Annotated in this window: 21 protein-coding genes; 17 read left to right on the top strand and 4 right to left on the bottom strand. The window is 41.7% G+C overall.

Annotation, left to right across the window (positions count from 1 at the left end):
* Positions 1-19 precede the first annotated feature (19 nt).
* The 7 genes from LKW28_RS04925 to LKW28_RS04895 all read left to right on the top strand — a co-directional run bounded on the left by LKW28_RS04925 (position 20) and on the right by LKW28_RS04895 (position 10,137).
* Positions 20-874, top strand: coding sequence for a 3-hydroxybutyryl-CoA dehydrogenase (locus tag LKW28_RS04925; protein WP_229139233.1), 855 nt, complete (start codon positions 20-22; stop codon positions 872-874).
* A 67-nt stretch (positions 875-941) separates the two neighbouring features.
* A complete protein-coding gene (locus LKW28_RS04920) occupies positions 942-2,075 on the top strand; it encodes an acyl-CoA dehydrogenase (RefSeq protein WP_229139378.1) in 1,134 nt (377 codons plus the stop codon).
* Between the two features lie 197 nt (positions 2,076-2,272).
* On the top strand, positions 2,273-3,412 hold the full coding sequence (locus LKW28_RS04915; RefSeq protein ID WP_229139377.1) for an acyl-CoA dehydrogenase: 1,140 nt from the start codon (positions 2,273-2,275) through the stop codon (positions 3,410-3,412).
* Positions 3,413-3,598: 186 nt separating this feature from the next.
* Positions 3,599-4,219 carry a TetR/AcrR family transcriptional regulator gene (locus LKW28_RS04910; protein ID WP_229139232.1) on the top strand — a complete coding sequence of 207 codons (621 nt, stop codon included), beginning with the start codon at positions 3,599-3,601 and terminating at the stop codon, positions 4,217-4,219.
* A 20-nt stretch (positions 4,220-4,239) separates the two neighbouring features.
* On the top strand, positions 4,240-7,500 hold the full coding sequence (gene icmF / locus LKW28_RS04905; protein ID WP_229139231.1) for a fused isobutyryl-CoA mutase/GTPase IcmF: 3,261 nt from the start codon (positions 4,240-4,242) through the stop codon (positions 7,498-7,500).
* A 193-nt stretch (positions 7,501-7,693) separates the two neighbouring features.
* Positions 7,694-8,263, top strand: coding sequence for a DNA-directed RNA polymerase subunit delta (rpoE, locus tag LKW28_RS04900; RefSeq protein WP_229139230.1), 570 nt, complete (start codon positions 7,694-7,696; stop codon positions 8,261-8,263).
* Between the two features lie 266 nt (positions 8,264-8,529).
* A complete protein-coding gene (locus tag LKW28_RS04895; RefSeq protein ID WP_229139229.1) occupies positions 8,530-10,137 on the top strand; it encodes a CTP synthase in 1,608 nt (535 codons plus the stop codon).
* A gap of 935 nt (positions 10,138-11,072) precedes the next feature.
* Here LKW28_RS04895 and LKW28_RS04890 read toward each other — a convergent pair.
* Positions 11,073-11,606 carry a DUF2529 domain-containing protein gene (locus LKW28_RS04890; RefSeq protein WP_229139228.1) on the bottom strand — a complete coding sequence of 178 codons (534 nt, stop codon included), beginning with the start codon at positions 11,604-11,606 and terminating at the stop codon, positions 11,073-11,075.
* A gap of 458 nt (positions 11,607-12,064) precedes the next feature.
* Here LKW28_RS04890 and LKW28_RS04885 point away from each other — a divergent pair, with 458 nt between their 5' ends.
* The 8 genes from LKW28_RS04885 (at position 12,065) to LKW28_RS04855 (ending at position 19,982) form a co-directional block, all read left to right on the top strand.
* Entirely contained in the window at positions 12,065-12,436 is a 372-nt protein-coding gene (locus tag LKW28_RS04885) for a response regulator (RefSeq protein WP_010677224.1), read from the top strand.
* A 338-nt stretch (positions 12,437-12,774) separates the two neighbouring features.
* A complete protein-coding gene (locus LKW28_RS04880; protein ID WP_229139227.1) occupies positions 12,775-13,632 on the top strand; it encodes a class II fructose-bisphosphate aldolase in 858 nt (285 codons plus the stop codon).
* A 246-nt stretch (positions 13,633-13,878) separates the two neighbouring features.
* Positions 13,879-14,013, top strand: coding sequence for a hypothetical protein (locus LKW28_RS22920; protein WP_267497876.1), 135 nt, complete (start codon positions 13,879-13,881; stop codon positions 14,011-14,013).
* A 518-nt stretch (positions 14,014-14,531) separates the two neighbouring features.
* On the top strand, positions 14,532-15,818 hold the full coding sequence (locus LKW28_RS04875; protein WP_229139226.1) for a UDP-N-acetylglucosamine 1-carboxyvinyltransferase: 1,287 nt from the start codon (positions 14,532-14,534) through the stop codon (positions 15,816-15,818).
* Between the two features lie 332 nt (positions 15,819-16,150).
* Positions 16,151-17,113 carry a class II fructose-bisphosphatase gene (glpX, locus tag LKW28_RS04870; RefSeq protein WP_229139225.1) on the top strand — a complete coding sequence of 321 codons (963 nt, stop codon included), beginning with the start codon at positions 16,151-16,153 and terminating at the stop codon, positions 17,111-17,113.
* Between the two features lie 364 nt (positions 17,114-17,477).
* Positions 17,478-18,770 carry a transcription termination factor Rho gene (rho, locus tag LKW28_RS04865; protein ID WP_229139224.1) on the top strand — a complete coding sequence of 431 codons (1,293 nt, stop codon included), beginning with the start codon at positions 17,478-17,480 and terminating at the stop codon, positions 18,768-18,770.
* Between the two features lie 212 nt (positions 18,771-18,982).
* Positions 18,983-19,183 carry a 50S ribosomal protein L31 gene (gene rpmE / locus LKW28_RS04860; protein ID WP_057998188.1) on the top strand — a complete coding sequence of 67 codons (201 nt, stop codon included), beginning with the start codon at positions 18,983-18,985 and terminating at the stop codon, positions 19,181-19,183.
* Between the two features lie 178 nt (positions 19,184-19,361).
* Entirely contained in the window at positions 19,362-19,982 is a 621-nt protein-coding gene (locus LKW28_RS04855) for a thymidine kinase (RefSeq protein WP_229139223.1), read from the top strand.
* A 60-nt stretch (positions 19,983-20,042) separates the two neighbouring features.
* Here LKW28_RS04855 and LKW28_RS04850 read toward each other — a convergent pair whose 3' ends face one another.
* Positions 20,043-20,615 carry a MerR family transcriptional regulator gene (locus LKW28_RS04850; RefSeq protein ID WP_229139222.1) on the bottom strand — a complete coding sequence of 191 codons (573 nt, stop codon included), beginning with the start codon at positions 20,613-20,615 and terminating at the stop codon, positions 20,043-20,045.
* A 434-nt stretch (positions 20,616-21,049) separates the two neighbouring features.
* Between LKW28_RS04850 and prfA the strand changes: the two genes are divergently transcribed.
* Both prfA and prmC read left to right on the top strand, forming a co-directional pair.
* Positions 21,050-22,117, top strand: a complete 1,068-nt coding sequence (prfA, locus tag LKW28_RS04845; protein WP_229139221.1) for a peptide chain release factor 1 — start codon at positions 21,050-21,052, stop codon at positions 22,115-22,117.
* Positions 22,117-22,986 (top strand): peptide chain release factor N(5)-glutamine methyltransferase, encoded by an 870-nt coding sequence (gene prmC, locus LKW28_RS04840; protein ID WP_229139220.1) that lies wholly within the window; start codon positions 22,117-22,119, stop codon positions 22,984-22,986. The genes prfA and prmC overlap by 1 nt, the downstream gene beginning before the upstream one ends.
* A 175-nt stretch (positions 22,987-23,161) precedes the next feature.
* Here prmC and LKW28_RS04835 read toward each other — a convergent pair whose 3' ends face one another.
* On the bottom strand, positions 23,162-23,635 hold the full coding sequence (locus tag LKW28_RS04835; RefSeq protein ID WP_229139219.1) for a hypothetical protein: 474 nt from the start codon (positions 23,633-23,635) through the stop codon (positions 23,162-23,164).
* Complete coding sequence (locus tag LKW28_RS04830) at positions 23,632-23,841, bottom strand: helix-turn-helix transcriptional regulator (protein ID WP_229139218.1); 210 nt, start codon at positions 23,839-23,841, stop codon at positions 23,632-23,634. The genes LKW28_RS04835 and LKW28_RS04830 overlap by 4 nt, the downstream gene beginning before the upstream one ends.
* Positions 23,842-23,999: the final 158 nt, after the last annotated feature.

Below are 23,999 nucleotides of genomic sequence, written 5' to 3'. Positions count from 1 at the left end.
AACATTGGAGGTATGTTGAATGAACGTACAAAAAGTAATGGTAATTGGTGCGGGGCAAATGGGATCAGGGATTGCACAGGTTTGTGCGATGGCCGGCTATGACGTGCTGCTCCATGATATAAAGCAGGAATACCTTGATCGCGGATTCGCGACAATCACGAAAAATCTTACTCGCCAAGTGGATAAAGGGCGAATGAGCGCCGAAGACAAGGCAGCAACATTAGAAAGACTCACACCATCTCTGGATCTGCAAAATGCAAGTGATGTTGACCTTGTAATTGAGGCAGCCGTTGAAAATATGGACATCAAAACAAAGCTTTTCTCACAACTAGATGAAATTGCACCTCAGAACGCTATTTTAGCAACAAATACTTCCTCACTCCCAATTACGGAAATTGCGGCAGCAACAAAGCGCCCGGAAAAAGTAATTGGTATGCATTTTATGAATCCAGTTCCAGTTATGAAATTAGTTGAAATTATTCGCGGCTTAGCGACAGCCGATGAAGTCTATCAAGTGATTGAAGATATGACAAAAACGCTCAACAAGGTTCCAGTTGAAGTGAATGACTTTCCAGGGTTTGTGTCAAACCGCATTTTAATGCCAATGATCAATGAAGCCATTTACACCCTATACGAAGGTGTTGCCACAAAAGAAGCGATTGACGAAGTAATGAAGCTTGGGATGAATCACCCGATGGGACCGCTGACACTAGCTGATTTTATTGGACTTGATACATGTCTGTATATTATGGAAACCTTGCACGAAGGCTTTGGGGACGACAAATACAGACCATGTCCATTGCTTCGTAAATACGTGAAGGCAGGTTGGTTAGGTAAAAAATCAGGTCAAGGATTTTACACTTACGAAGGATAGGGGTGAGAATTGCATGACAACTCTTACAAACCCACATCATCTAGATCCCGCATTGGAGGGAAGCAGCATGAATTTTCATTTTACAGAAGAACAAGAAATGATGCGAAAAATGGTCCGTGATTTTGCGAAAGAGGAAATCGCGCCTTTTGTAGAACGCATGGAGAATGGGGAGTTCCCACGAGAAATTCTCACAATGATGGGAACGCTTGGACTCATGGGCATTACAACCCCTGAAAAATATGCTGGAGCCGGAATGGATTTTACGTCTTATATTATTGCGATCAATGAACTGTCTAAGGTGAGCGCAACAATCGGGGTTATTTTATCAGTGCATACCTCTGTTGGGACACACCCCATTTTATATTTCGGAACAGAAGAGCAAAAGCAGAAATACATTCCGAAGCTCGCAAGTGGAGAATATCTGGGGGCTTTTTGTCTCACAGAACCGAGCGCTGGCTCAGATGCCGCAAGCTTAAAAACAAGGGCCGTAAAGCAGGGTGACCATTATGTGCTGAATGGTTCAAAGGTCTTCGTCACAAATGGCGGGGAAGCCGATGTGTATATAGTGTTTGCACGTACAAATCCTGCTGTGACTGGTAGCAAGGGGATCACGGCATTTATTGTAGAAAAAAACACTCCGGGCTTCGTGTTCGGTAAAGATGAGCATAAAATGGGCCTTCTCGGTTCTCGGACCCTCCAAATTACGCTTGAGGATGTAAAGGTCCCGGCTGAAAATATTCTAGGAGTCGAAGGAGAAGGCTTTAAGGTTGCGATGGCAAATCTAAGTGTTGGTCGAATCGGCATCGCTGCCCAGGCCCTTGGAATTGCGGAGGCAGCTTTAGACCACGCAGTGGATTATTCAAAGAGTCGTTATCAATTCGGCAAACCCATTGCCTCGTTGCAGGGTGTCGGCTTTAAGCTTGCCGATATGGCGACCGCTGTGGAAGCGGCGAGGCTCCTCGTCTATCGCGCGGCATTTTTACGAGAACAAGGATTGCCTTGTACCAATGAATCCTCGATGGCAAAGCTGTTTGCATCTAAAACGGCGGTGGAGGTCACCACAGAGGCGATTCAGGTCTATGGTGGCTACGGCTATACGAAGGATTATCCGGTTGAACGATTTTTCCGGGATGCGAAAATCACGGAAATTTACGAGGGCACCAGCGAAATTCAAAGGATTGTCATAAGTAAGCATTTGTAATGATTGGTGGAAATTGATAAAGCGCAATTATGGCTTGGTATCGCGCAATTGCAGCATGCTATCGCGCAATTCCCATCCAAGATCGCGCAATTCAACTCAAGAATCCACACTTTCAGCCAAGAACGACACAATTAGAACACGGAGACACGTTACTCATCATACAAATTATCATTCTACTAAAAACGGAGGTACCATCAATGTACTTTAAATTATCAGAAGAGCATGAAATGATTCGTAAAATGGTTCGTGATTTTGCCAAAAATGAAGTGGCACCAACTGCGGCAGAGCGTGACGAAGAGGAACGTTTTGACCGTGAAATTTTCGATAAAATGGCAGAGCTAGGCTTAACCGGAATTCCGTGGCCAGAGGAATATGGCGGCATTGGCAGTGACTATCTAGCGTATTGTATCGCCGTTGAGGAGCTGTCAAGAGTGTGTGCATCAACTGGTGTAACCCTTTCTGCCCATACGTCTCTTGCAGGCTGGCCAATCTACAAGTTTGGCAGTGAAGAGCAAAAGCAAAAATTTTTACGACCGATGGCACAGGGAGAAAAAATCGGTGCGTACGGCTTAACTGAGCCTGGATCCGGTTCTGATGCAGGTGGAATGAGAACAACTGCTAGATTAGAAGGCGACCATTATGTCTTAAACGGTTCTAAAATCTTCATCACAAATGGTGGGATTGCCGACATCTATGTCGTGTTTGCACTAACAGATCCAACCTCTAAGCATAAAGGAACGAGCGCGTTTATCATCGAAAGCGATTTCCCTGGTTTCTCAGTTGGAAAAAAAGAAAAGAAAATGGGCATTCGTTCGTCACCGACAACTGAAATTATGTTTGAAGAGTGCCGTGTACCTAAGGAAAACTTGCTTGGCGAAGAAGGAGAAGGCTTTAAAATCGCAATGATGACACTTGATGGCGGCCGTAATGGAATTGCCGCCCAAGCAGTTGGTATTGCTCAAGGTGCGCTTGATGCTGCAACTGAATATGCGAAGGAACGTGTCCAGTTTGGAAAACCAATTGCTGCGCAACAAGGTGTTGGCTTTAAGCTTGCGGATATGGCAACAAATGTTGAGGCAGCCCGTCTATTAACCTATCAAGCGGCATGGCTAGAATCAGAAGGGCTTCCATATGGAAAAGAATCGGCAATGTCGAAATTATTTGCTGGGGACACTGCGATGAAGGTGACAACAGAAGCTGTTCAAGTCTTTGGCGGATATGGCTATACAAAGGATTACCCGGTTGAGCGTTACATGCGTGACGCAAAAATCACTCAAATCTATGAAGGCACCCAAGAAATCCAACGACTAGTAATCTCTAGAATGTTAACGAAGTAGGTCTCGACAAAACTTGGTAGGTCACTGTGCGACCATCGATAATACCTTAGATTACGTTGGAAATATATGGGGGAACAGAAGAACCGTCCCCATGTTTCCACATGTTTCCAGACCTTAAATTACATTGGAAATAAATAGGGAAACGGAGGAACCGTCCCCATGTTTCCCTGTGATAGGGGTGATGAGATGCGAAGGAATGATGTGCCGGCTTCGGTGAAGGATGAGCGGCTGATTAAGAAACGGCGGGATCAGATGATAAAGGGGGCGGTGACTCTTTTTAAGGAAAAAGGGTTTCATCGCTCGACGACGAGAGAGATTGCGAAAGCAGCTGGTTTTAGCATCGGTACGCTTTATGAATATATCCGTAAGAAGGAGGATGTTCTCTACTTGGTTGTAGACAGCATTTATGATCAGGTTCAGGAACGCCTCCAGCAAGCAATCAACACGAAGGAAGGCAGTATTGAAAGCTTGAAGCTTGCGATACGTAATTACTTTCTTGTTATGGATGAGATGCAGGATGAGGTTTTAGTTCTCTATCAGGAGGCGAAGTCCCTTTCGAAGGATGCACTCCCATATGTGCTGAACAAGGAAGTAGAAATGGTCGGCATGTTTGAAACGGCAATTGAAGACTGTATCGCAAAAGGAGAGTTCCAGTTACCGAAAAAGCAGGTCGAGCTTGTTGCTCATAATATTTTTGTGCAAGGCCAGATGTGGGGCTTTCGCCGTTGGGCGATGCGCAAGCTTTTCACGCTTGAGGAATATATTGAGATGCAAACAGAGCTTTTATTGAAGGGAATCGAAAAATAAGCACGACTGGGGGAGTAAAAATGAGCACGGTGGAAATATATCGTCCAAAGCATCATGTACGGTTTGTGACGGCTTCGAGCTTATTTGATGGGCATGATGCATCGATTAATATTATGCGCCGCATCTTGCAGGCGAGCGGTGCTGAGGTTATTCACCTTGGGCATAATCGCTCGGTTGAGGAAGTGGTCAACGCGGCGATTCAGGAGGATGCGCAAGGGATCGCGATTTCCTCCTATCAGGGTGGCCATGTGGAATATTTTAAATATATGTATGACCTATTAAAAGAGCGCGGCTCATCCCATATCCGCATTTATGGCGGGGGTGGCGGTGTCATCATCCCTCGTGAAATTAAGGAGCTTCAGGAATACGGGATTGCAGGTATTTTTTCGCCTGAAGATGGCCGAATTCTTGGGCTTCAGGGAATGATCAATAAAATGCTGCAGCAATGTGATTATCCAACAAGAACCGAGCTTACAGATGAGCTTGAGCTTCTTCAAACAGGGGATTACAAAACGATTGCAAAGCTAATCACGATTGCTGAACATCAAATTGGCAATACGGATGAAACGGCAGCAGCAGCGGAAACAATCATTCAAAAAATAAAAGACCTTGAGAAAAAGGTTCCCGTTGTTGGAATTACAGGTACAGGCGGAGCGGGAAAAAGCTCGCTCACAGATGAACTCATTCGCCGTTTTATTAATGAATTTGATGATAAAAAGGTAGCAATTCTATCCGTTGATCCTACAAAGCAAAAAACGGGTGGTGCCTTACTTGGTGACCGAATCCGGATGAATGCAATCTTTAATCCGCGGGTTTATATGCGAAGTCTGGCAACGAGGGGATCAAAAACGGAGTTATCACTTGCAATTAAGGATGCGATTGCGGTTGTAAAAGCAGGCGGCTTTGACTTAATCATTGTTGAAACGAGCGGAATTGGGCAAGGGGATGCTGAAATTACTGAGGTCTGTGATGTATCCATGTACGTCATGACGAGTGAATTCGGTGCACCTTCACAGCTCGAAAAAATTGACATGATTGATTATGCTGACCTGATTGTGATTAATAAATTTGAGCGCAAGGGTTCAGAGGATGCAAAGCGTCAGGTTCAAAAGCAATACCAGCGCAGCCATCTTTTATTTGAAAAAGACTATGAAGAAATGCCGGTATTTGGTACGATTGCGAGTCAATTCAATGACCCTGGAACGAACGCCCTTTTCGCTAATCTAGTCGATCGAATCAATGTAAAAATGGGCTCTGATTGGGAAACATCCTTTGAAAAAACCGCAGATGTTCAAAAGCAAAACGTAATTATCCCGAATGACCGCCGTTATTATTTGCGTGAGATCTCGGATACGGTTCGGAACTATCATAAAAAAGCAGCTGAACAGGTGGAGATTGCTCGAAAGCTTTTCCAAATTACTGGCACTATTGAAAGTGTGCAGGAGCTTGGAAATGTGGATGTCATCCCAACCCTGGAAGCCTTAAAAACTCAATACGAAGCAAAGCTTTCAGATGAATCGAAAAAGATTCTTGCAGACTGGGAAACGACAAAGGAAACCTATAAGGGTGAGAAGTTCATTACGAAAATCCGTGATCGGGAAATTGTGACAATTTTAAAGACGAAAAGCCTATCTGGTTTATCCATACCGAAAATTTCACTACCAGGCTTTAAGGACTTTGGGGAAATTTTACGATGGGTGTATAAAGAAAATGTTCCGGGTGCATTCCCGTATACGGCAGGTGTTTTTCCATTCAAACGAGAAGGGGAAGATCCGAAGCGCCAGTTTGCTGGAGAAGGGACGCCTGAACGAACAAACCGCCGTTTCCACTACTTATCAAAGGATGATGATGCGAAACGCTTAAGTACAGCATTTGATTCCGTAACTTTATATGGGGAAGACCCAGCTTATCGCCCGGATATTTACGGGAAAGTTGGAGAAAGTGGCGTCAACATTTGTACCTTAGATGATATGAAAAAGCTGTACAACGGCTTCGATCTATGCGCGCCGTCAACATCCGTTTCGATGACAATCAATGGTCCAGCACCGATTATTCTTGCAATGTTTATGAATACGGCGATCCACCAGCAGGTTGAAAAGCGCGAGCAGGAGCTCGGTCGTATTTTAACAGTAGAGGAATTTCAAGAGGTCCGTAGGAAAACGCTCCAAACGGTACGTGGAACTGTTCAGGCTGATATTTTAAAAGAAGACCAAGGTCAAAATACATGTATTTTCTCAACCGAGTTTGCCCTAAGAATGATGGGGGACATTCAAGAATATTTCATCGACAACAAAGTACGTAACTATTATTCCGTTTCGATCTCGGGCTACCATATCGCTGAAGCGGGTGCAAATCCGATTTCCCAGCTTGCCTTTACATTATCAAATGGATTCACATATGTGGAGTACTACCTAAGTCGCGGCATGAATATTGATGATTTTGCTCCAAACCTTTCCTTCTTCTTCAGTAATGGATTGGACCCGGAATATACAGTGATTGGCCGCGTAGCGCGCCGCATTTGGGCAACGGTTATGAGAGAGAAGTATGGTGCAAATGAGCGCAGTCAAAAATTGAAATATCATGTTCAAACTTCAGGTCGCTCCCTGCATGCCCAGGAAATTGATTTTAATGATATTCGTACGACCTTACAGGCGCTTATGGCCCTTCAGGATAACTGTAATTCGCTCCATACAAACGCATATGATGAAGCGATTACAACACCGACAGAGGAATCTGTAAGACGTGCAATGGCAATTCAGATGATCATTACGAAAGAGCATGGCTTAACGAAAAATGAAAATCCGCTGCAAGGTTCCTTTATTATTGAGGAACTTACGGATTTAGTCGAGGAAGCCGTCCTTCAGGAATTTGACCGGCTGAATGACCGCGGTGGGGTACTTGGGGCGATGGAAACACAGTACCAGCGCGGAAAAATTCAAGATGAGTCCATGTATTATGAAATGAAAAAGCATACGGGTGAGCTTCCGATTATTGGGGTAAACACGTACCTCAATCCAAATCCGCCAAAAGAGGAGGATTTAAATAATATCGAGCTTGCACGTGCAACAAAAGAAGAAAAAGAACTCCAGATTCATAATTTAAAGGAATTTCAAACCCTAAATAAGGATAAAGTAGACGAAGCATTGAAAAATTTAAAACAGGTTGCCATTAATAATGGAAATATTTTTGCGGAGCTTATGGAAACAGTAAAGGTTGCAAGTCTTGGCCAAATCACTCAGGCACTTTATGAAGTGGGCGGACAATATCGGAGAAATATGTAGAAAAAGCACGAGGCTGGGTCAAAAACAGATGACCCAGCCTTAAAAAATGATTAGATTGGCATAAAGTGGTTGATTTTGTTTATAATGAATGATATGTATTTTACAGAACTCTTTTTTATTTTTTATCTAGCAGTTCAAAGCTTAAAATATTATCCACCACATTTATCAGGATACATAGAAAGGGAGTGCCTTGATGAGTCTTGATCAATACTCACCAGAGCAAATAAAAGAAATGTCAATGCTTGAAGTAGCGTATGAGATTTTTTTAGGGAGAAAAGATGCGATTACATTTAACGAGCTAGTTGACGAAATTGCAAAAACATTAGAGCTATCAGAAGATGAAATTCGCAGAAAAGTTTCTCAGTTTTATACAGACCTAAATATCGATGGTCGTTTTATTACATTAGGTGATAACCGTTGGGGACTTCGTACATGGTATCCATACGAGCAAATCGATGAAGAGGTCATTCATACCGAAAAACCGAAGAAGAAGAAAAAGAGCAAGAAGAAGAAGGACGAGGATGAAGATCTTATCGACTTTGATGATCTTGATGATGATGATCTTGATTTCGAAGAAGATTATGATGAAGAGGACGAAGATCTTGATGATGTCGATGATGAAGACGAAGAAGATGAAGATTTCGATGACATCGATGACGAGGATGAAGATTTCGAAGAAGACGATGAAGAGATATTAGACGACGAAGAATATGAGTTAGATGAAGAAGACGAAGAACTAGAGGAAGAAGAGGAAGAAGACTAATACATTTGGGTCGAATTCACACAATTCGACCTAAATTTCGTATTGACTTTTTAATCCTAACTCGGTAGAATACTTTTTGGGCTCTAAAAAAGAGTATCTACGAAACAAAATGACAAGTTTCGCTCCCTTACATATTGTAAGAGGAGCTTTTTTATTTTTAAAGGGTTAATAAAAAAGATAAACCCCCGCATCGAGAAGATTTCTTTATACAATTTAATATATTTGCACAAACTTTAACTAATTACATGAATGGGGGAAAAAGAAAGATGACTAAATATATTTTCGTAACAGGTGGGGTTGTATCGTCCTTAGGAAAAGGGATTGTTGCCGCATCTTTAGGGCGTTTATTGAAAAACCGTGGAATGAATGTAACAATTCAAAAATTCGATCCATACATAAATGTGGATCCAGGAACAATGAGCCCGTACCAGCATGGGGAAGTGTTCGTTACGGATGACGGCGCTGAAACTGACCTGGACTTAGGTCACTATGAACGTTTTATTGATATTAACCTTAATAAATATAGCAATGTAACTACAGGTAAAATCTATTCAACGGTGTTAAAGAAAGAGCGTCGCGGTGATTATTTAGGTGCAACCGTACAAGTTATCCCGCACATTACGAATGAAATCAAGGAAAGAGTATTCCGTTCAGGCCATGAAACAAATGCAGACGTCGTTATCACTGAAATCGGTGGTACGGTAGGTGACATCGAGTCACTTCCATTCTTGGAGGCAGTTCGTCAAATCAAGAGTGATGTGGGCTCCCGCAATGTGATGTATGTGCATTGTACACTTGTTCCATATATTAAAGCTGCTGGAGAAATGAAGACAAAGCCAACTCAGCACAGTGTAAAAGAGCTTCGTAGCCTTGGAATTCAGCCAAATATCATCGTGGTTCGTACAGAAATGCCAATCTCAGAGGATATGAAGGAAAAAATTGCGCTATTCTGTGACATCGATCCTAAAGCGGTTATTGAGAGCCGTGATGCGGAAACACTATATTCAATCCCGTTATCGCTTCAAGAACAAGGCATAGACCAAATTGCATGTGAGCATCTTCAACTAGATTGCCATGAAGCTGACATGACAGATTGGATCAATCTCGTTGAGAAAGTGACACACCTAACTAAAACGACAAATATTGCGTTAGTTGGAAAATATGTTGAGCTTCAAGATGCGTATCTATCTGTTGCTGAAGCATTAAAGCATGCCGGCTACGCATTTGATTCAGATATCAATATCAACTGGGTTAATTCTGAAGAAGTTACAAATGAAAATGTGGCGGAGTTACTTGCAGGCTCAGATGGAATTCTTGTTCCTGGCGGCTTCGGTGACCGCGGCGTGGACGGAAAAATTGAAGCCTTAAAATATGCGAGAGAGACAAAAACGCCATTACTAGGGATTTGCCTAGGTATGCAGCTAGCATCTGTTGAGTTTGCACGAAATGTACTAGGTTTAGAAGGTGCACATTCTGCTGAACTAAACCCAGATACGCCTCATCCAATTATTGACCTGTTACCAGAGCAAAAGGATGTTGAGGATTTAGGCGGAACATTACGTCTTGGACTATTCCCTTGTAAAATTGAAGAAGGAACTAAGGCATATGAGGCATACAATGATGAAGTAGTATATGAGCGCCATCGTCATCGTTATGAATTTAACAACCATTATCGTCAAGCAATGGAAGAAGCAGGCTTTGTCTTCTCAGGGACAAGCCCAGATGGACGTCTAGTGGAAATCATTGAGCTGAAAGACCACCCATGGTTTGTGGCATCACAATTCCACCCGGAATTCAAATCAAGACCAAACCGTCCACAACCATTGTTCAGAGAATTTATTAAAGCATCTTTAACAAATGCTGAAAAAATGTAAGATATGTGAAATGGCGAGTGAATGCACACTCGCCATTTTTTTTGATCGATGAAAGGGTTTTGGTCCGAGAAACTGATGTGAAATCCACTTCATCCGGGTTATGAAGGGGAATTGGTCCGAGAAACTCATGCGAAATCCTCTACATGCTGGTTATGAAGACCATTCCGATCGAAAGAAATCACATTCAGTCCTTCATCAAGGTTATGAAGACCATTCCGACCCAAAGAAATCCTCGTTTAGTCCTTCATCAGTGCTATGAAGACCATTCCAATCGAAAAAAATCCTCGTTTGGTTCTTCATCAAGGCAATGAAGACCATTCCGATCAAAAGAAATCCTCATTCAGTCCTTCATCAAGGTTATGAAGATCATTCCGACCCAAAGAAATGCTCGTTCAGTCCTTCATCAGTGCTATGAAGACCATTCCGCACGAAAGAAATACTTGTTTAGTCCTTCATCAGTGCTATGAAGACCATTCCAATCGAAAAAAATCCTCGTTTGGTTCTTCATCAAGGCAATGAAGACCATTCCGATCAAAAGAAATCCTCATTCAGTCCTTCATCAAGGTTATGAAGACCATTCCGACCCAAAGAAATCCTCGTTTAGTCCTTCATCAGTGCTATGAAGACCATTCCAATCGAAAAAAATCCTCGTTTGGTTCTCATCAAGGCAATGAAGACCATTCCGCACGAAAGAAATACTTGTTTAGTCCTTCATCAGTGCTATGAAGACCTTTCCGATCGAAAGAAATCACATTTGGTACTTCATCAGTGCTATGAAGACCTTTCTGATCGAAAGAAATACTCGTTCAGTCCTTCATCAGTGTTATGAAGACCATTCCGATCAAAGAAATCCTCATTTGGTCCTTCATCAGAACTATAAAGACCATTCCGATCAAAAGAAATCCCCATACAGTCCTTCATCACATTCCATTTCCTTATTCAAATTCCTCGACCATTTCTTTGATTGTAAATTTTAGTCCGAAATAGGCATATAAAGCTGTCATCACGCTTGGAAAACCAAAGCGGGTGCCGACATCGTCTGGAATGAGCGGTTTTGTGAGCTTGCTATCAATATGGATATCAACGATCTCATCAAGCGTGCGTACCCCTTCCTTTTTTTCAATCGCTGAAATTGCAACCGTTTGGATGCCTTTATCATGAAGTTCTTCCGCAAGCTTGATAGCTTCTTCATCAGTTGAAAATCGAGTGATTAACAACACGGAGTCAACATCCTCCACCTCCTCCATATTTCCATTCGTATATAAGGACTTAGCAGAATTTAATGGTTCAGCGCCAAACAATGCCTCGGTAACAACGGCAGCCATTTCACCGAAACCATGAATGAGAATGGAACCGTCGCTAATCACGGACTGGGCAAGGATTCTAGCGCCATCCTCCATATTCATTTCCTCTTGTTCCATAATCCGTTTAAACTGTCCTTGAAGCTGTGTAGTAAAAATTTTCAACATAAATGTCAAATTCCTTTCTAATTTTAATCAAATGCGCCCTTGGCGTATTTGCGCCCAGATTTTAGGCTCACAGGAAGTGGGTCATAAAGACGTTGCCACAGGATGTGGCGTTTTTAGTCTTTGATCTTACTGCTCGAAAAGCTTCATTTGAAAATCTGTGGCATCCGCCGGAGGCAGTAAATTCATTCAGCAGAATGAATTACGTTTTTCCATATATTATCATTATAACGTTATACAAAAAAAATAAGAAATCATGTCGAATATTGTTGATATAAATACTTCGAGCTTGGAAATAAAAGTTTTCTGCGTAAAAAGAAGGAATCTTGTAACATATGGTAGAATTAAAAATGAATAACGATATAATAATATTCGAAAAAACGAACGTAGCAAAAACGATCGTAAAAAACAAAGTAATTGATTTTTTATTTTTAACTATTTTAAGGGGGGTTTTAAACAGAATGTCAGAAAAAATCTTAATTGTGGATGACCAATACGGAATACGAATACTGTTAAATGAAGTTTTTCAAAAGGAAGGTTACAAGACATTCCAGGCAGCTAATGGAGTACAAGCAATCGATATTGTTCAAAAACACTCTCCAGATTTAGTTTTACTAGATATGAAAATCCCAGGGATGGACGGGATTGAAATTTTAAAGAGACTCAAAAAAATCAATCAGGATATTCGGGTCATAATTATGACGGCTTATGGTGAGCTTGATATGATACAGGAAGCCAAGGATTTAGGAGCAATTACCCATTTTGCGAAACCTTTTGACATCGACGAGTTACGTGAAGCCGTTAGAGCGAATATCCCATTAAAATCTGAATAAAAATCGTAAAAAATACAAAACCGCATTGTTATTAGAATGTAACCGCTTCAAGGGGAAAAACGCGAAACAATGATGTATTGCGAAATCAAAATCTTGTGATATGCTTAGTACTGTATTGTTGCTATTCCTTCGTGCAAGAGGCATTTTTGTGTGCTTTTTGTCTGTTGTTTCTATCTTGTTTTACATATTATGATTTGTTTCGGTCATTCTATTTAATGATACGAAATCTCAGGAATAGGTTAACAATAAGCCCCGGCGTTTCATAGCCGTGGTTCTGTGCGTATAGGGACTAAATCCTTACATTCACAATAAAAACGGTACAAAAGGAGGAAATTCACATGCCTTTGGTTTCAATGAAAGAAATGCTTGAAAAAGCAAAAGCAGAAGGTTATGCAGTAGGGCAATTTAACTTAAACAATCTTGAGTTTACACAAGCTATTTTACAAGCTGCACAAGAGGAAAATTCACCAGTTATTCTAGGTGTTTCTGAAGGTGCTGGCCGATATATGGGTGGATTCAAAGTTGTCGTTGCAATGGTAAAAGCGATCATGGAAGAATCAAACATTACGGTTCCAGTAGCAATCCATCTTGATCACGGTTCTTCATTCGAGAATTGTGCAAAAGCGATTCATGCTGGATTCACATCTGTTATGATCGATGCTTCTCATCACCCATTTGAAGAAAACATTGCGATTACATCTAAAGTTGTTGAACTTGCACACTTCCACGGAGTTTCAGTAGAAGCTGAGCTTGGTACTGTTGGTGGACAAGAAGACGACGTTATTGCTGAAGGTGTTATCTATGCGGATGTTAATGAGTGTGTTGAGCTTGTAAACCGCACAGGTATTGATTGCTTAGCGCCTGCTTTAGGTTCTGTTCACGGTCCTTACAAAGGTGAACCAAACCTAGGATTTAAGGAAATGGAAGAAATCGGACAGAAAACTGGTCTGCCACTCGTACTTCACGGTGGAACTGGTATTCCAACAAAAGATATTCAAAGATCCGTTTCTCTAGGAACAGCTAAAATCAATGTAAACACAGAAAACCAAATTTCTTCAGCGAAAGCAGTTCGAGAAAGCTTAGCTGCTAAGCCAGAAGAGTATGATCCGCGTAAATACTTAGGTCCTGCTCGTGAAGCAATTCGTGAAACTGTAAAAGGCAAAATGCGTGAATTCGGTTCTTCTGGAAGAGCGTAAGAAACTTTTTTAACTTTTGAACGTCTAATTAAATAGATTGGAGATTCGTCTCCAAACCATATAGAAAAGCCGCTTATTTCCTGTTATTTATAACGTGATTTGGAGATAGCGGTTTTCTTGCGTTATAATAAGAAAAGCGCAAGGCGCCCGCCTATCGGTGACAGGCATAAGACGAGCGCTGACAGAAGGTGCAGTTTACCTTCCGAAGCGCTTGGCGTATGACCCCGAACCGATGGCGCCTGGAGCTTGACATTAAGAAAAGCGCAAGGCGCCCGCCTAGCGGTGACAGGCATAAGACGAGCGCTGACAGAAGGTGCAGTTTGCCTTCCGAAGCGATTGGCTTATGACCCCGAACCGATGGCGCCTGGAGCTAGACATTAAGAAAAGCGCAAGGCAGATTTAAAAAACCTTGCCAACGAAATGGGAGTCTAGGGGTAATTGCAGATCAACAACACATAAAAAAGTGGAAGGAGCTGATTTGTATACCTACCCAATGATTTTTATTACTTAGACGAACCTTGCAATGAATATGACAAAGACCTTCAACCAGAATCACTTCCAACATACTAAAAGCAGTAGTGTAACTTTAGTCCTATGGAATTTTCCTTAAAGAATTATCCTCAGTTAGGCGAATTTGATTGTTTTGATGAAAAAGGATAAAATGATACATGATTTTCATTTTTTCTTGTAAACTAAGAATTAATACTTGTACAATCATGCTGTAAAATTGTGTTAAAATATACCAATTCAAGTGAAGTGCTGTTACATCGCGTAACGTAATAAGGGAATAGAATGCTGCCAAAGATTTTATTAAGTCAACGATCGCCGGACAGGTTGTATCCGTGGCAAGTCAAAGTTTCCCTTACAAAACCGTCATCTTCGCTAGAAGGGAGCCACATATGGAAAAACTAAAAATAGCAGGCGGTTATCCACTAAAAGGATCAGTAAAAATTAGTGGGGCAAAGAATAGTGCAGTTGCCCTTATCCCAGCAACAATCCTAGCAGAATCGCCAGTTACAATTGAAGGTCTGCCGGATATTTCGGACGTGCAAATTTTAGGTGATTTGCTTGAAGAAATCGGAGGCCATGTTGAGATAAATAAAGAAGAAATCTTTGTTGACCCTAGTAATATTGTGTCAATGCCATTGCCGAACGGAAAAGTGAAAAAGCTTCGTGCATCCTACTACCTAATGGGTGCGATGCTCGGTCGTTTTAAAAAGGCTGTCATTGGCTTGCCTGGAGGCTGTCACCTTGGCCCAAGACCAATTGATCAACATATTAAGGGCTTCGAAGCACTGGGTGCAAAGGTAACGAACGAACAAGGTGCAATCTACCTTCGTGCAGATGAGCTAAGAGGCGCTCGTATTTATCTGGATGTTGTAAGTGTGGGAGCCACCATTAATATCATGTTGGCAGCCGTACGTGCAAAAGGGCGTACAGTTATTGAAAATGCCGCGAAAGAACCGGAAATTATTGATGTTGCAACATTATTAACAAGTATGGGTGCAAAAATTAAAGGTGCCGGAACAGATGTCATCCGCATCGATGGCGTCGATTCCTTACAGGGCTGCCGTCATACTATTATTCCTGACCGCATTGAAGCAGGTACATATATGATTATAGGTGCTGCTATGGGTGAAGGTGTATTAATTGATAATGTCATCCCACTCCACTTGGAATCTTTGATAGCTAAATTTCGTGAAATGGGTGTAATCGTTGAAACAAGCGACGACCAAATTTGGGTTGCTGGAAATAAGGATTTAAAAGCTGTTGATATTAAAACACTTGTGTATCCTGGTTTTCCAACCGATCTTCAACAGCCTTTTACATCCCTGCTCACTAAAGCAAATGGAACGGGTGTTGTTACGGATACGATTTATGGTGCACGATTTAAGCATATTGACGAGCTCCGCCGCATGAATGCACAAATTAAAGTTGAAGGGCGTTCTGCAATTGTTACTGGACCTGTTCAGCTTCAAGGTGCAAAAGTAAAAGCAAGTGACTTACGCGCAGGTGCAGCACTTGTGGTTGCGGGCCTTATGGCAGAAGGAGTAACGGAAATTACGGGCCTTGAGCATATCGACCGCGGGTATAGCCATTTAGAAGAAAAACTGACAGGCTTAGGTGCAACGATTTGGAGAGAAAGCCTGACAGAAGAAGAAATCGAACAGGTGCAAAATTCATAGAAAAGTGCAGGCGGCTTGCCCGGAAACTGGAAAACTGGCCGACTAGAAACGCCACGTCCTTATGTCTTCGTCGGAACTAGCACTTCCTGTGCGTCGGAGACTCCGACAACAGAGACGTATTTTGTCTCTGCAGGCGGAGTAGAAGTTTCTCAAGTTTCTAGCCGTCGGAACTAGACAAATTAAAATAAAAAGTTCCTAACTCCCACTACAAATAGTGGGAGTTTTCATGTATTCTTAAAAGGAAAAGTAGAGAGAAAGCGTTTTTATGTTATGTATGAAAAGATAAAGGTTTTAACTTTAAAAGAGACTGCTATCAGCAAGGGGGAAGGATCATGGAAAGAAGCTTATCAATGGAGCTTGTACGTGTAACAGAAGCAGCCGCATTGGCATCAGCCCGTTGGATGGGTCGCGGGAAGAAAGACGATGCAGATGGTGCGGCAACCTCTGCTATGAGGGATGTATTCGATACAATCCCAATGAAGGGACAAGTTGTCATCGGAGAAGGGGAAATGGACGAAGCGCCAATGCTCTACATTGGGGAAAAGCTTGGAAATGGTTATGGACCAAGAGTCGACGTTGCAGTTGACCCACTTGAAGGAACAAATATTTTAGCGTCCGGCGGTTGGAATGCGCTTTCCGTATTGGCAGTGGCGGATAATGGAAATTTGCTGCATGCTCCAGACATGTATATGGAAAAAATCGCTGTTGGCCCGGAAGCAGTCGGACTAATCGACATCAACGCACCAATTATCGATAATTTAAAAGCGGTCGCAAAAGCGAAGAATAAGGATATTGAAGATGTTGTGGCTACTGTATTAAATCGCCCAAGACATGAGCATATCATTACACAGCTGCGTGAAGCAGGTGCTCGGATTAAATTAATTAATGACGGTGATGTAGCTGGAGCAATTAATACAGCATTCGATCATACAGGTGTAGACATTTTGTTCGGTTCTGGGGGAGCGCCTGAGGGTGTCCTTTCAGCGGTTGCGTTAAAGTGCTTAGGAGGAGAAATCCAAGGAAAGCTACTGCCGCAAACGGATGAAGAGTTAGCTCGCTGTATCAAAATGGGACTCGATGTTTCAAAAGTTTTTGGAATGGAAGACTTAGTCCGCGGTGATGACGCCATTTTTGCAGCAACAGGTGTTACAGATGGAGAGCTTTTACGAGGTGTTCAATTTAAAGGTTCAATCGGGACAACTCATTCTCTAGTTATGCGTGCGAAATCCGGAACTGTAAGATTCATAGATGGTAGACATAGCTTGAAGAAAAAGCCAAATTTAGTAATTAAATAGAGTAGAGGCAAGCTTTTGTGCTTGCTTCTCCTGATTTTATAAGCAGTTTGACATCGAAACGTCATAACTCTATCAAAGAAGCTATTGATTAATAACATGAGAATAGGGTAAAATAAAGAAGACTAATCAGACTAATCATAGTCTGTTTACTTCTCACTAATTCCAATTAACAAGAAAACTTCTATTGATTCCTCATAATGCATCTACATCATTCCATCCATGACGTTTCATCTATCTCCATATTTTCAAGGAGAGAAAATACGAAACCGCTTTTTTTAATGGACGAATGAACCAAATTCAAAACCGCAGTTAGAGAGCATTTACGAGAAATAGAAAATAACAAAAAACAAAGAGTGGTGTACGAATGAGTATTACAATTTCTAGCCTGGAAAACATGAAGCTAAAAGAGTTATATGAATTAGCACGTGAATTTAAGGTTTCCTACTATAGCAAATTAACGAAGAAAGAGTTAATTTTTGCAATCCTTAAGGCACGCGCTGAGCAGGATGGTCTTTTATTTATGGAGGGTGTTCTTGAGATTATCCAATCAGAAGGATTCGGATTCCTACGACCTATTAACTATTCTCCATCCTCAGAGGATATCTACATTTCTGCCTCCCAAATCCGTCGTTTTGACCTGCGAAATGGGGATAAGGTATCTGGTAAGGTACGTCCTCCAAAAGAAAACGAACGTTATTATGGTCTTCTTCACGTAGAAGCTGTAAACGGCGATGACCCAGAATCTGCGAAGGAACGAGTTCATTTCCCTGGTTTAACACCTCTTTATCCAGATCGTCAAGTGATTTTAGAAACAAAGCCGAATCATATTTCCACACGAATCATGGACATTTTGGCACCAGTTGGTTTCGGTCAGCGTGGTCTAATTGTGGCGCCTCCAAAGGCTGGTAAAACAATGCTAATTAAGGAAATCGCAAACAGCATTACAACAAACCACCCTGAGGCAGAATTAATTGTTCTGCTTATTGATGAGCGTCCAGAAGAGGTTACAGATATTGAACGTTCTGTCGCTGGAGATGTCGTAAGTTCAACTTTTGACGAGGTGCCAGAAAACCATATTAAGGTTGCTGAATTAGTGCTTGAAAGAGCGATGCGCCTTGTTGAACATAAACGTGATGTCATCATCCTTATGGATAGTATCACACGTCTTGCAAGAGCTTATAACCTTGTTATTCCACCAAGTGGTCGTACATTATCTGGGGGGATTGACCCAGCAGCATTCCACCGTCCAAAGCGCTTCTTCGGGGCAGCGAGAAACATTGAAGAGGGCGGAAGCTTAACAATCCTTGCGACTGCACTTGTTGATACAGGTTCACGTATGGATGATGTCATCTATGAGGAATTTAAAGGTACAGGTAACATGGAGCTACACTTAGATCGCTCATTAGCAGAACGTCGTATTTTCCCTGCCATTGATATTCGTCGCTCTGGTACACGTAAAGAAGAGCTGCTTATTGAAAAAGACAAGCTTGATAAAATCTGGGCAATCCGTAAAGCTATGTCAGATTCACCAGATTTTGCAGAGAAATTTTTACGCAAACTTAAGCAAACTAAAACAAATGCAGAGTTCTTTGAAATGCTTGAAGCAGAAAAGAAAGCGGCAGCCGCAAGAAGAAATAACAGCAGATCTGATTCGTAAGAATTGTGCAGTGTCCGTGAGTCCACGCTGAAATAACTGTTGGAAAAATTAACGATTTTTAACAACAGGATTAAGTTGCAATTCACGGCTTCACTTGTTATAATTTCAACATGTGCGTTTTAGGTTTTCAAAATTGTACATGCAAATATGCAATTTTGCTAAAACGTAACTCTGTTTCGATAGATGATTCAGGGCGGAAGGAGATGAGACGAATGAAATCAGGAATTCATCCAAACTATAAAAAAGTTATGGTGAAATGTGCTTGTGGAAATGAATTTGAATCTGGTTCTGTAAAGGAAGAGTTACGCGTTGAGGTATGCTCAGAGTGTCACCCATTCTATACAGGCCGTCAAAAATTCGCTGATGCAGGTGGACGTGTAGATAAATTCAATAAAAAATACGGTATTAAATAATAATATCGATTTGAAAAGCCAAAAACAGGCAAGTTTTTTCCTCTTGCCTGTTTTTTGTGCTAATTCATCTATTTTTTCTCGCAATTATTCTATTTTTACCTCATATAAATAATCCTCTTACCCACAGTCAATTCGTTGGCTCAATAGAAACAACCCGAGGAAAGGAGACCTTCGTTTCATGTATATTATGAAGCAAAGTGGCTGGCTTGAAGTAATTTGTGGAAGCATGTTCTCAGGAAAATCCGAAGAGTTGATTCGACGTGTACGTCGTACTCAATTTGCCAGACAATCTGTTCAGGTTTTTAAGCCTCAAATTGATAATCGTTATAGTGAAAGTTCTGTTGTCTCTCATAATGGGACATCCTTTGTCGCAAAACCAGTTGCAACGTCAGCTGAGATTTTGGAACAGGTTTCAGCCGATACAGATGTAGTCGCCATTGATGAAGTGCAATTCTTCGATGATGAGATTGTAAAGGTTGTCCAAATTCTTGCTAACCGCGGCCATAGAGTCATCGTCGCAGGATTGGACCAAGACTTTCGTGGTGAACCGTTTGGAAAGGTTCCGGAGCTGCTTTCGTTAGCTGAACTAGTAACGAAGCTTCAGGCTGTTTGCTCAGTGTGTGGTTCTCCTTCAAGCAGAACACAGCGTTTAATCAATGGACAACCAGCATCCTATGATGATCCGGTTATTTTAGTTGGCGCATCTGAATCATACGAGCCACGCTGCCGTCACCATCACGAAGTACCAGGAAAACCGTTACTAAAGCCAGTCATACAAAAGGATACAATGAAACTATAAGGCGCTCCTGTCGGGGTGCTTTTTTGAATATGAAAATAGACCAGGCAGTTTGTCCTGATCTTAAAATAGAAATCCGAGTACTTTTTTACGTTTTCTGGAACCCTCCACTTTTTCAAGGGTAATGGCTGTTTGTTTTTGAAGCTCTTCTTTTTCCCTTTCAAGCTGTTCGATGTACGCCTCCATTTTCTCCAACCTTTTTTGAAGCTCATCAATTTCCTTGCGATGCTGAAGAAGCTGGTAGGACACAACATCACTTGCTTTTTCCTCAATCCGTCTTTCGTTCTCCTTGATCCGCTCCATCATCGTATTTAATTTTTCCGAGAGTGTTTTATCTGAAGCTTGTACCATTTTCCGTGCGGTCCCCTTCCTAGGCTCTGGTGGTGATAGTTCGATTTTATCAGATGGCACTCCAGATTTCACTTGATTCCGTATACCTTCAAATAGTGGCAGGTCTGTTTCCTCAAATACATAATGTCCATATTCATTTTTTCCACAAGCTAAATCAAAATTTTTTATCCATTTCCGAACAGTTTTTGTAGAAACCCCTAATTTTTTTGCAAACTCCGCCGTATTCACACCAACCAATCCCCCTTTTTCCGAATCTTTATATAGTAGTACGATTCTCCCTAACATAGGTAAAATCCTGCCGGTAGACAAAACTAGTACCTTTTCGTCAAAGATAGAAGCAAACCAACATAAAATCAATAATTCGACAGCGAAATTTGGAAGAATGACAAAAAAGTCTTATGTCTAGCTCCAGCGTCTAGCCCCTCTTTGGTCTAGCCAATCCGTCAAGAAGGATAAAAGGCATCCTTCGTGCCGGCTTTTCTTATGCTTGCCGGACTTGCACAGGACAAGGAAGGCTTCGTCAGCATAATCATCGCACGAAGAAAATGCATAGCATTTTCGAGGAAGTGCTGACATCGATGTTCGCCACAGGACGTGGCAGTAGTTAGTCGATGTACCCCTTACAAGACGCTTGCGCTTTTCGGTGTAATTTGCTTTGACCTATATGGGTACCCTATACTATAATTATACTGTTATGGACTAAATTTGAGGTGAAGAGCGTGTTCGATCGTTTAGAGGCTGTTGAGGCTCGTTATGAAAAATTAAATGAACTACTAAGTGACCCTGATATCGTAAGTGACACAACAAAATTACGTGAATATTCAAAAGAACAATCTGATATAGCAGAAACAGTTGAAAAGTATAGAGAGTACAAAGAAGTTAAGGAACAATTAACCGATGCGAAAGCAATGCTTGAAGATAAGCTCGATGCAGAGATGCGTGAAATGGTGAAAGAAGAAATCAGCGAGCTTGAGGACCAAATGGAGGAGCTTGAGGAGCGTCTTCACGTGCTTTTATTGCCGAAGGACCCGAATGATGACAAAAACGTAATCATGGAGATCCGCGGTGCTGCTGGCGGGGATGAGGCCGCTTTATTTGCTGGTGACCTTTATCGCATGTACAGCCGTTTTGCCGAACATCAAGGCTGGAAGATCGAGGTTATGGATACGAACTCAACTGGTGTTGGTGGGTTTAAAGAAATTATCTTTATGATTAACGGAAAAGGTGCATTTTCCAAATTGAAATTTGAAAATGGAGCCCATCGTGTGCAGCGTGTTCCTGAAACAGAATCGGGCGGACGTATCCACACATCAACTGCGACTGTTGCGGTATTACCTGAAGCTGAAGAGGTCGAAGTCGAAATCCATGATAAAGATATTCGTGTGGATACATTTGCATCCAGTGGACCTGGGGGACAAAGTGTTAACACCACAATGTCCGCTGTTCGTCTAACGCATTTGCCAACTGGAACTGTGGTATCCATCCAGGATGAGAAATCTCAAATCAAAAACAAGGAAAAAGCAATGAAAGTGTTGCGTGCGCGCGTGTATGATAAATTTCAACAGGAAGCGCAAGCGGAATACGACCAAAACCGTAAACAAGCAGTAGGTACAGGGGACCGTTCTGAACGTATCCGTACGTACAATTTCCCGCAAAACCGTGTGACCGACCACCGTATTGGCTTAACGATTCAAAAGCTTGATCAAATCCTAACTGGAAAACTTGATGAAGTCATCGATGCTTTAATCATGGAAGACCAAGCAAGAAAAATGGAGCAAGCCGAATAATGACTGAATTTCATAAAGTATTCGAAGCCCTCAAATGGGCTTCTTCTTTTTTACGGGAAAAGGGTCGGGACGAAAATATTGGGGAACTGCTTTTGTGTCATTATTTAGGAATGAACCGGGCGAGGTTGTTTGCGGAGCTGCGTGAAGAGCTTGATCCTGCAGTGAAAGAAAAGTTTGTCGAAGCCGTTGGTCAAGCTGTAAGCGGAATTCCAGTACAACACATCATTGGCTATGAGGAATTTTACGGACGCAGGTTTTGGGTAAATGAAGAAGTCTTAATCCCGAGACCTGAGACGGAAGAGTTGGTTCAAGGGTTGTTAACAAGGGTTGAGCGTTTATTTGGTAAGGACAATGTTATTAATGTTGTGGATGTCGGGACAGGAAGTGGGGCGATTTCGATTACACTTGCTCTTGAAAATCAGCAGCTGGATGTAATGACTGTGGATATTGCCAAAGCTTCGATTGATGTAGCCCGTGAAAATGCGAATCAGTTAGGCGCGAAAGTAAGGTTCTTTGAAGGGGATTTATTGGGACCGTTAATAGAATCAGGAATAAAGGTTGATGTGGTTGTTTCGAATCCACCCTATATTCCGGAGGGGGATATTAACAGTTTATCCACAGTTGTGAAAGATCATGAACCTCTCCGGGCTTTAGTTGGCGGCAAGGATGGATTGGATTTTTATCGCAGATTTATGAACGAGATTCCTGATGTGTTAAATGAAAAAGGAATTGTGGCCTTTGAGGTCGGGATTGGGCAAGGAGAAGCCGTTGCGGAAATGCTGCGTTTGGCCTTTCCTGGCGCAAAAGTGGAAGTCGTCAACGACATTAATGGAAAAGACCGAATGGTGTTTGCGGAAATAGGGTTTTAGAGAAGGCTTGGGGCAGCGATCCCAAGCCTTTTTTTATGGATTGCGCGATAGCACGGGCGAATTGCGTCTTAAATCACCGGAATTGCGTGATCTCATTCAGCATTTGCGTTTTAATTTTGATAATTGCGCGATACGGACCATTAATTGCGCGATAGCACTTTTCAAATAGCTAGTTTCAGTAGTTCCGCTTCCACGAAATAAAATAGGTGACAATCTGAATCAACGGACAAAGCAGAAATAAGATAATCGGATAGTACGGTACGGAATCTGAGATGAATGGATAGAGTAAAAACAGGGCTGTGATAATTGGGAATGCGTACCACATACTAATATAAGAAGCTCGACATGCTTTTCCGGTGAGTTCCTTTTCACGCTCGTCACCTTCTTCAAATTCGAGAGGCAACAGAAATACATTTTTCCATGATTTGCGATTCTTTTTTAGCTGTGGATACATAAATGCTGTAAAAAAGATTCCCACTACAATTGCAAGGAAAACAGGCAATATGTTAATTTCGACGCTCCAAGGTGGTTCCTGATTTGTTTTTACGATCTTGGCAAAATCCATTTGTGCATAATACATTGACGATATGGCCCAGCCCAACAGCCCGATTGAGATAATTGAATACATGACATTTCGAAAAATACTCATCCTTCCTCATCCTCCAAATAAAAAATTTCTTCAATTGGCAAGTTAAATGTCCGTGCGATATTCATTGCGAGTAATAGTGAAGGGACATAGCTTCCTTTTTCCAATGCTACAATGGTTTGCCTTGTTACATTGACCTTTTCAGCAAGTGCGCCCTGTGTAAGGCTATGCCTTGCGCGGAGCTCCTTCACGCGATTTTTAATCTCCATTTACAATATCCTCCAATTGTTCTTACTTATATTGTAAAGCGGACCATACATTTTGTAAAGTCGACTTTACATTAAAATTCAAAAATATGTAAAGTGCCTATAAAAAAATAGTTTAATAGATTTTTCAAATTTGGTAGTTTAGGAATTTATTTTTTTGG

The sequence above is a fragment of the Bacillus sp. REN16 genome (assembly GCF_020731355.1).
GTDB lineage: Bacteria > Bacillota > Bacilli > Bacillales > Bacillaceae_L > Ferdinandcohnia.
Note: the sequence above shows the minus strand (reverse complement) of the source record. Positions and strands in the feature narration are given on the sequence as shown.

Coding starts and splice junctions, on each gene's coding strand:
- LKW28_RS04925 (WP_229139233.1), top strand. CDS start 20: ATGAACGTACAAAAAGTAATGGTAATTGGTGCGGGGCAAATGGGATCA.
- LKW28_RS04920 (WP_229139378.1), top strand. CDS start 942: ATGAATTTTCATTTTACAGAAGAACAAGAAATGATGCGAAAAATGGTC.
- LKW28_RS04915 (WP_229139377.1), top strand. CDS start 2,273: ATGTACTTTAAATTATCAGAAGAGCATGAAATGATTCGTAAAATGGTT.
- LKW28_RS04910 (WP_229139232.1), top strand. CDS start 3,599: ATGCGAAGGAATGATGTGCCGGCTTCGGTGAAGGATGAGCGGCTGATT.
- icmF (WP_229139231.1), top strand. CDS start 4,240: ATGAGCACGGTGGAAATATATCGTCCAAAGCATCATGTACGGTTTGTG.
- rpoE (WP_229139230.1), top strand. CDS start 7,694: ATGAGTCTTGATCAATACTCACCAGAGCAAATAAAAGAAATGTCAATG.
- LKW28_RS04895 (WP_229139229.1), top strand. CDS start 8,530: ATGACTAAATATATTTTCGTAACAGGTGGGGTTGTATCGTCCTTAGGA.
- LKW28_RS04890 (WP_229139228.1), bottom strand. CDS start 11,606: ATGTTGAAAATTTTTACTACACAGCTTCAAGGACAGTTTAAACGGATT.
- LKW28_RS04885 (WP_010677224.1), top strand. CDS start 12,065: ATGTCAGAAAAAATCTTAATTGTGGATGACCAATACGGAATACGAATA.
- LKW28_RS04880 (WP_229139227.1), top strand. CDS start 12,775: ATGCCTTTGGTTTCAATGAAAGAAATGCTTGAAAAAGCAAAAGCAGAA.
- LKW28_RS04875 (WP_229139226.1), top strand. CDS start 14,532: ATGGAAAAACTAAAAATAGCAGGCGGTTATCCACTAAAAGGATCAGTA.
- glpX (WP_229139225.1), top strand. CDS start 16,151: ATGGAAAGAAGCTTATCAATGGAGCTTGTACGTGTAACAGAAGCAGCC.
- rho (WP_229139224.1), top strand. CDS start 17,478: ATGAGTATTACAATTTCTAGCCTGGAAAACATGAAGCTAAAAGAGTTA.
- rpmE (WP_057998188.1), top strand. CDS start 18,983: ATGAAATCAGGAATTCATCCAAACTATAAAAAAGTTATGGTGAAATGT.
- LKW28_RS04855 (WP_229139223.1), top strand. CDS start 19,362: ATGTATATTATGAAGCAAAGTGGCTGGCTTGAAGTAATTTGTGGAAGC.
- LKW28_RS04850 (WP_229139222.1), bottom strand. CDS start 20,615: ATGTTAGGGAGAATCGTACTACTATATAAAGATTCGGAAAAAGGGGGA.
- prmC (WP_229139220.1), top strand. CDS start 22,117: ATGACTGAATTTCATAAAGTATTCGAAGCCCTCAAATGGGCTTCTTCT.
- LKW28_RS04835 (WP_229139219.1), bottom strand. CDS start 23,635: ATGAGTATTTTTCGAAATGTCATGTATTCAATTATCTCAATCGGGCTG.
- LKW28_RS04830 (WP_229139218.1), bottom strand. CDS start 23,841: ATGGAGATTAAAAATCGCGTGAAGGAGCTCCGCGCAAGGCATAGCCTT.